This is a genomic window from Methylobacterium oxalidis (genome assembly GCF_007992195.1).
GTDB lineage: Bacteria > Pseudomonadota > Alphaproteobacteria > Rhizobiales > Beijerinckiaceae > Methylobacterium > Methylobacterium oxalidis.
Genome location: NZ_BJZU01000064.1, coordinates 72067 through 79785 on the forward strand (window position 1 = coordinate 72067; position 7719 = coordinate 79785).

The window sequence follows — 7719 nt, forward strand, 5'->3', positions numbered from 1 at the left end:
TACTAACTTTCTCAAGCACTTCGCGCCGGCGCGACAGGCAGGTCGACGCTTCCGGTCCGGACGAGCTTTCCCCAGCCGACGAAGGTCCCGCGCAGGGCCGTCAGCAGGGTTCGGATGGCGGTGACGTAGAGAAGCTGGCGGTAGCAGAACCGCTGCAGCACGAGCAGCGGCAGCAGGCGCCACTCGGTGGAGGGGCCGTGCAGCAGCAGCGCGGCGCAGCCGGCGAGAAGATCGAAGACCTGGAAGACCAACCAGTAGGCGGCGAGCAGCTCGAGCGTCTCGTGGCCTTGACCCCGTGCGCCGGCGGTCACGATGTCGATGACGCTGGTGACCACCGTGAAGAGGAGGATCAGGTCCATCAGCGGCGCGAGCAGCGTGAACAGGAACTGGAACAGCAGCACGTTGGGGACGAGGACGAAGGAGACGCCCCGCGGCCTGCGCAGGCTCGCCGCCCCGTGCTTGTAGGCAACCTGCAGGGTGCCGAACATCCAGCGGAAGCGCTGCTTCAGGAAGGCGCCCAGCCGCTCCGGAGCCTCCGTGAGCGCGCGCGCGCGCGGCTCGCACACCACCTTCCAGCCCGCGAGTTCGAGCGACACCGTGAGGTCGGCGTCCTCCGCCAGCGTGTCGGACGAGTAGCCGCCGACGGCCAGAAGCGCCTCGCGCCGCCAGGCACCGATCGCGCCCGGCACGACGCCGATGGCATTGATCAGCTCGAAGGCGCGCCGATCGAGGTTCTGGCTCAGCGTGTATTCCAGGGCCTGGAAGCGGGCGATGAGCGAGGTTCGGTTGCCGACGGAGACGGTCCCGGCGACCGCTCCGATCCGCGGATCCGCGAAGTGGCGCGCCAGTCGCTCGATGGCGTCCGGCAGCAGCACCGTATCCCCGTCGATGGCGACGATGATCTCGGCCGACGTTTTCTGGAGCCCGAAATTGAGGGCGGCGGCCTTGCCGCCGTTCGCCTTCGTGAAGATCTGCACTGCGCCGGTCGTCCCGAACGCTTCCCGGACGACGGATGCGGTCTCGTCGGTCGATCCGTCGTCGATGACGATGATCTCGATCCGGTCGGCGACGGTCGAGCCGAGCAGGGTCCGGATCGTCTTCAGGATGACGATCTCCTCGTTGTAGGCCGGCACCAGCACGGCGATCCCCTTCGGCTCAGGTCCGGCGGCTGGGATGCGATGGCCGCCCCTCAGGCGGTGCGCCGTCGCGCCGATGATGATGAGCGTCAGCCGGAAGATCGCGAGCACCGAGGTGGCGATGGCGATGGCCGGGACGGCGTCGCTCAGCCACGCGGCGGAGTGCGCGCCGACGCGCCAGGCTTCGGTGCTGAGGGCATCGGTGAGGCTCGGCGCGCGGGTCTGTGGCATCACGGCGTCGCGCGGCGCGCCGACGAGCTCGTGCGTCGTGACGAACCGGAAGCCCTTCGCGTGGAGCTGGTCGATGATGTCGGGCAGCGCGTCGATCGTCAGCTGCCGGTTGCCGCCCGAATCGTGCATCAGCACGATCTGCCCGCGCCCGCCGCCGACCGTGCGCACCACGAGGTCGACGACGTGGATCTTCTTGACCCCGCCGAAGCCGGCGGCCGCCCAGTCGTAGGAATCCGCGTCCAGGGCACCGATCTGGTAGCCGAGCTCCGTCGCCACCTCGACGAGGAGCGGGGACGTGTCGAGAAACGCGAGGCTGGTATAGGCCTGCGGCGGCCGGAACAAAGTCGTCCGAACCCCCGTCTGCGCTTCGATGACTCGCTGGGCCATGTTCAGCTCGACGGCGATCCGCTCGCGCCCGCTCTCCATGAGCCGGGGATGCGAGAACGTGTGGTTCCCGATGTCATGCCCCTCGTCGTAGATCCGCTTGAGCAGCCCGGGCGCCTGCAGGGCGTTGCGGCCGACGATGTAGAAGGTCGCCTTCGCGCCCTTCTCGCGCAGGATGTCGAGGACGCGCCCGGTGTAGTTCGGGTCGGGCCCGTCGTCGAACGTCAGCGCCACCAGATTCTTCGCGACCGGCGAGCGCGTGATGACCTGAGCCTGGCTCGGGGCCTGCGCGATCGCCTGTCCGACGATCAGGCCGACGCGCTCGTTGTAGGCCAGCGTGCGACGGCCCGCTCCACCCGGCGTCGCGGAGACGAGGGCGACGTTGAGGCTCCCGAAGAGGTCGCCGCCGGGCTGCAGCGTCTCCAGGGCGCCCAGCGCTGTGGAATCGGGCAGCTTCGTGCGGCCGAGCGTCGCCCAGATCCCGGCATCCTCGTAGCCGAGCGCCCAGAGCGCGACGCCGGCGGGCCTGTGGGCGAGCGCGGCCCGGAGATGGTTGAAGCCGGTCACGGCGTCGAGCATCCAGATCTCGTGCGGGCGGCCGTCGCCGTCGCGGTAGCGGACCGTCGCATTCAGTGAGCGCTGATCGAAGGCCAGAGACTTGCCGTTGTTCCGCATCGCGGTCCAAGCGGCCGGCACGGAGATCTGCTTCATCCGGCCGGTGGGATCCCAATCGAAGGCGAGCGAGCCGATGCTCACGATGACCTTGCCGGGATCGACCCGAGCGAACACGCTGCCGAGCTGCGACTCGAGCCATCCCTGGGGGGCGATCGGGGCAGGACGCCCGGCCTGAACGTTGTCGTGCGTCGCCACCAGGACGTAGTCCGCAACCTTGCTGAACTCGCCGATCCGGACGGGCCCATCGGTCAGGCTCGTCATCACGATGAGCTTGCGCTGCGTTGCGGAGAGCCGCTCCCGGAGATCGCGGACGAACTGGACGAGGATGCGCTCGTTGAAGGGCGTCGCGTCAGGCAGCTGCAGGGTGATCCCCGACAGTTCGTTCTCCTGCAGGTAGCCGATGATCTCCGCGATCACCCGGGCCCGCGCGGCGGGGAGGGCGAGCGCGACGTTCGTCTCGTGCTTGGTCAGGCTGCTGCTGATGACGGGAAAGACCTGCAACTGCTGGGCGTTCGTCTTCAGCCACTGAAGCACCTCGGCGCTCTTGCCATCGACCTGGATCCGAATGCGACCGTCTTCCTGCCGCAGCTCGAGCCAGTCGGGCAGGAGTCCGTCGAGGTCGCCCGCGTGCTGCTTGAGCGAGGTGAAGGCGTTGCCGTTGCTGGAGAGGTAGGCAAGGCGCAGAGCCTGCATCGCTGCGGCCGGCACCTGCCGGTTCAATGCGGGATTGATGGGATCGGCAACCACGACGCGACGGTTGATCATCTCGGCGTGTGGCGCCGTTGCATCCGACGCCTGCCTCTCGGCCACGGGCAGGTTCGGCGCAACCAGCATTCCATAGACGAGCGCTAGTAAGCCCAGTGCCGCGAGACACGAGATCAGCAGCAGCGCACCGTTCGTGACGCGAGCCCGATGGCCGCTCTCATTGTAGAAGACTGGGCGTGCCTCCGGCCGCATGTGCATTCTCTTTGCATCTGCAGTCTCGGGACGCGGGATGAGTCTCGCCGGTCTCCGGAACCGCGACTTGGCCAAGCCGCACCAGAGTGCAAACGGCGGAATATCTCAAGCTCTCGCCGATAGGTCTTATGGCGTAATCATTTGTGCAGAGTGGCTACCGTGCCTGGCATGTGAAAGCTCTGCGGAACGGTCCTATTGCATTTTCAACGCATGAAATCGTACAAAACTGCAGTGCAACGATCGCACGACACCGTCGTTTCTGGAGTGGGGAAGATCGACGTCACCGCGAGGGATGCGGAAATTCGCGCGCCGCCAGTTCGGTTAAACCGAACAGACGGCGTGAGACCGAGATCATTTCGGTTCTGGTCTGCGGACGAGTTGTCGTGCGGCTCTACCGCGAGGTCGGCATCGACCGAGTCTTCATGTAGATCGATCGGACTAAGCAGACTTACCGTAGTCCATCTGCATCGATGCGCCATGACTGGGCGAGAGCCGAGATGGCCTGCAGGCACGGCTGTTCCAAAGCCCTGAGGCCACGCCGCTCCTCGAAATGCAGGCCGCCCACAGCGAGAGCGCCCGCGATCGAATCGAGCGCGACTCCGCTCCTGCCGCGCACAGACATGAGTCCGCCCAGCGCACACCGGTCATCACGTTGGTCAAGCTGGCCGGAGCCTGATCTGCGATGAAGGGGGAAGTGGCGGAGAGGGAGGGATTCGAACCCCCGATGCCCTTGCAGGCATGCCGCATTTCGAGTGCGGTGCATTCAACCGCTCTGCCACCTCTCCGCGAGGCGCCTCGACGAGACGGGCGGTGCCTAGCACACGTGCTCACGCTCCGACAAGCGTCTCGCGCATGTTCGCCGCGGCTGCGGTCGGCGCGGGGCCGGCGATCCCGGCCCCGCCGTGCATTCGGCGCCCGCCGCCCGCGGACGAGCCGGGGTCAGGCCGGCTTGCCCCCCGCAAGCGCCGTCGCGACGGTGCGGGCGAAGGCGACCGGGTCACGCGGGGAATCCCCGTCCTGGATGCGCGCGAGGTCGAGCAGGGTCCCGGCCGCGGCCGGCACGTCGCTCTCTGGGCCCTCGGCGAGCGCGCGGATCAGCGGGTGGCGCGGATTGAGTTCCAGGATCGGCAGCCCAGAGGCGCCGCGCCCGGCCCGGCGGAGGAGGCGCTGCATCTGGAGGTCCGGACCGCTGCCCGATGCGGAGAGCACCACCGCGCTGTCGACCAGACGATCTGTGGCGCGCACGTCGGACACGTCTCCCGAGAGCGCGGCCTTGACCGCCGCCACGAGCGCGTCGATGCCGGCGGGCGCCTCGCCGCCCGCGTCCTCGGCCGAGAACTTCGAGAGGTCGATGCTGCCCTGCGTGACCGAGCGCAGCGGCTTCTCCTCGAACCGGGCGAGCGCCTCGGGCCAGAACGCGTCGACGTGGTCGGAGAGCAGCAGCACCTCGATGCCTCGCGCGCGGAAGCCCTCGAGCTGGGGCGACTTCGCGAGCGCGTCCGCATCGTCCGCCACGAGGTAGTAGATCGCCTCCTGCCCGTCCTTCATCCGCGACACGTAGTCGGGGAGCGAGGTCCAGCCCTCGACGGCCGACGAGCGGAAGCGCAGCAGCGGCGCGATCTCGCTCCGGCGCTCGTGGTCCTCGTAGATGCCCTCCTTCAGGATCGGACCGAAATTCTCCCAGAAGCTCGCGTAGGCGTCCGGCTCCTTGGCCCGGCTCGCGAGCTCCGACAGCACGCGGCCGGTGACCGCCCGGCGGATCTTGGCCAGCGCCGGCGTCGATTGCAGCATCTCGCGCGAGACGTTGAGTGGCAGGTCTTCCGTGTCGACCACGCCCTGCACGAAGCGCAGCCAGGAGGGCAGCAGCCCGGCCTCGTCCGTGATGAACATGCGCCGCACGTGCAGCCGCACCTTGCTGTCGCGATCATTGTCGAGGGCCTGGAATGGCTTCATGCCCGGCACGAACAGAAGCGCCGAGAATTCGAGCGCGCCCTCCGCCCGCCAGTGCAGGGTCGCCCAGGGCTTGTCGAAGTTCATGCCGACCTGGCGGTAGAACTCGGTGTACTGCTCCTCGGTGATCTCGGACTTCGGCTTGCGCCACAGGGCCGTGCCCTGGTTCGCCGATTCCTCGCGCCCCTCCTGCACGATCGCGATGGGGACGGTGATGAAGTCCGCCCATTTGCGCACGATGTGGTCGAGCCGGTAGGGCTCCAGGTACTCGTCGGCGTCCTCCTTGAGGTGCAGGACGATGTCGGTGCCCGGCTCGCTCCGCTCGGCCCGCTCCAGCGTGTAGCTTCCGCCACCGTCCGAGGCCCAGGTCCAGGCCTCCTCAGAGCCGGCGCGGCGCGACGTGACCGTTACGCGGTCCGCGACCATGAAGGCCGAGTAGAAGCCGACGCCGAACTGGCCGATCAGGCTCGGGCGCTCGTCCGGCTTCGCGTCCGCGAGCGTCTGGCTGAAGGCGCGGGTGCCGGAGCGCGCGATGGTGCCGAGGTTCTGGGCGAGATCCTCCTTCGACATGCCGATGCCGGCATCCGACAGCGTGAGCGTGCGCGCCGCCTTGTCGGGGACGATGCGGACCTTCGCGTCGGGCGGCAGGGCGAGCCCCGCGGCAGTGAGCGCCTCGAACCGGCGCCGGTCCATCGCGTCCGCCGCGTTCGCGACGAGCTCGCGCAGGAAGATCTCCCGGTCGGAATAGAGGGCGTGGACGACGAGGTCCAACAGGCGCCCGACCTCGGCACCGAACTCGTGCCGCTCCACCGTCTCGCTCAAGGTGCAGCCTCCGCTGTGCGAAAAAATCGCTGGCCATATGCGGCCCCGGCGCGGGGAATTCAATGCGGACGGACTGCCTCGGCGGCAGCGGGCGACAGGCGCCTAGCTGAAGGCCTGGAGACCGGTCTGGGCTCGGCCGAGGATGAGGGCGTGGACATCGTGCGTGCCCTCGTAGGTGTTGACGGTCTCGAGGTTCTGGGCGTGGCGCATCACGTGGTACTCGCCCATGATGCCGTTGCCCCCGTGCATGTCGCGGGCCGTGCGGGCGATGTCGAGCGCCTTGCCGCAATTGTTGCGCTTGATCAGACTGATCATCTCCGGCGCGACGCGGCCCTCGTCGAACAGCCGCCCGACCCGCAGGGACGCCTGCAGGCCAAGAGCGATCTCGGTCTGCATGTCGGCGAGCTTCTTCTGCACGAGCTGCGTCTGCGCGAGCGGCCGGCCGAACTGCTTGCGGTCGAGCGTGTAGGCGCGTGCGCGGTGCCAGCAATCCTCCGCCGCGCCCATCACCCCCCAGGAGATGCCGTAGCGCGCCCGGTTGAGACAGCCGAAGGGCCCCTTCAGACCGGAGACGTTCGGCAGGAGGCTCGAATCCGGTACCTCGACGGCCTCCATCACGATCTCGCCGGTGATCGAGGCGCGCAGCGACAGCTTGCCCCCGATCGTCGGCGCGGAGAGGCCGGGCAGGCCCTTGTCGAGCACGAAGCCGCGAATCGCGCCGCCATGGGCGTCGGATTTCGCCCAGACCACGAACACGTCGGCGATGGGTGCGTTCGAGATCCAGGTCTTGGCGCCGGTCAGCCGGTAGCCCCCGTCGAGGCGCTCGGCGCGGGTGCGCATGCCGGCGGGATCCGAGCCGGCATCGGGCTCGGTGAGGCCGAAGCAGCCGACCCACTCGCCGCTGGCGAGCTTCGGCAGGTAGCGTCGCCGCTGCGCCTCTTCGCCGTAGGCGAAGATCGGGTACATCACGAGGGAGGATTGCACGCTCATCATCGAGCGATAGCCCGAGTCGACGCGCTCGACCTCGCGCGCCACGAGGCCGTAGGCGACGTGGCTGGCATCCGCACAGCCGTAGGCCTCGGGCAGCGTCACGCCGAGGAGGCCGAGTTCGCCCATCCGGGCAAAGAGGGAGCGGTCGCCTCGCTCCTCGGCGTAGGCCTCGACGATGCCGGGCAGAAGCTGCTCCTGCGCGAAGGCGCGCGCAGTGTCGCGGATCGCGCGCTCCTCCGGTGTGAGCTGGTCCTCGAGGAGGAACGGGTCCTCCCAGACGAAGGAGGCGGCCGGGGCCGTGTGGTGGCCGGCAGATCTGATGATGCCGTTCGTCATCGCGTTCCGTCCCGTCCGTCGCCGTGACCGCTGCGCGGGAGAGGCCGCGTGCGGCAACGACGATCCGTTTCGGGACGAACTAGACCCCTGGCGGGCGACCGCCAGGGGCCGGCGAGCTCCGAGCCCGAGCGATCCCTCGACGGTGACGGGCTATTCGACGGTAACCGACTTGGCGAGGTTCCTCGGCTGGTCCACGTCTTTGCCCATGAACACCGCCACATGGTAGGCGATGAGCTGC

Annotated in this window: 3 protein-coding genes and 1 tRNA gene; all 4 read right to left on the bottom strand. The window is 68.5% G+C overall.

Going from position 1 to position 7719, the window contains the following annotated elements; translation table 11 throughout:
- Nucleotides 1-11: 11 nt before the first annotated feature.
- The gene (locus tag MOX02_RS16115) at nt 12-3383 is read right to left on the bottom strand and encodes a polysaccharide deacetylase family protein (RefSeq protein ID WP_170267890.1); all 3372 of its coding nucleotides are present in this window, start codon (nt 3381-3383) and stop codon (nt 12-14) included.
- A gap of 695 nt (nt 3384-4078) precedes the next feature.
- Nucleotides 4079-4168 (bottom strand) — tRNA-Ser (locus MOX02_RS16120).
- A 154-nt stretch (nt 4169-4322) separates the two neighbouring features.
- Complete coding sequence (gene htpG, locus MOX02_RS16125; protein WP_147026818.1) at nt 4323-6155, bottom strand: molecular chaperone HtpG; 1833 nt, start codon at nt 6153-6155, stop codon at nt 4323-4325.
- 102 nt (nt 6156-6257) lie between these two features.
- Nucleotides 6258-7481 (bottom strand): acyl-CoA dehydrogenase, encoded by a 1224-nt coding sequence (locus MOX02_RS16130; protein ID WP_147026819.1) that lies wholly within the window; start codon nt 7479-7481, stop codon nt 6258-6260.
- Nucleotides 7482-7719 lie beyond the last annotated feature (238 nt).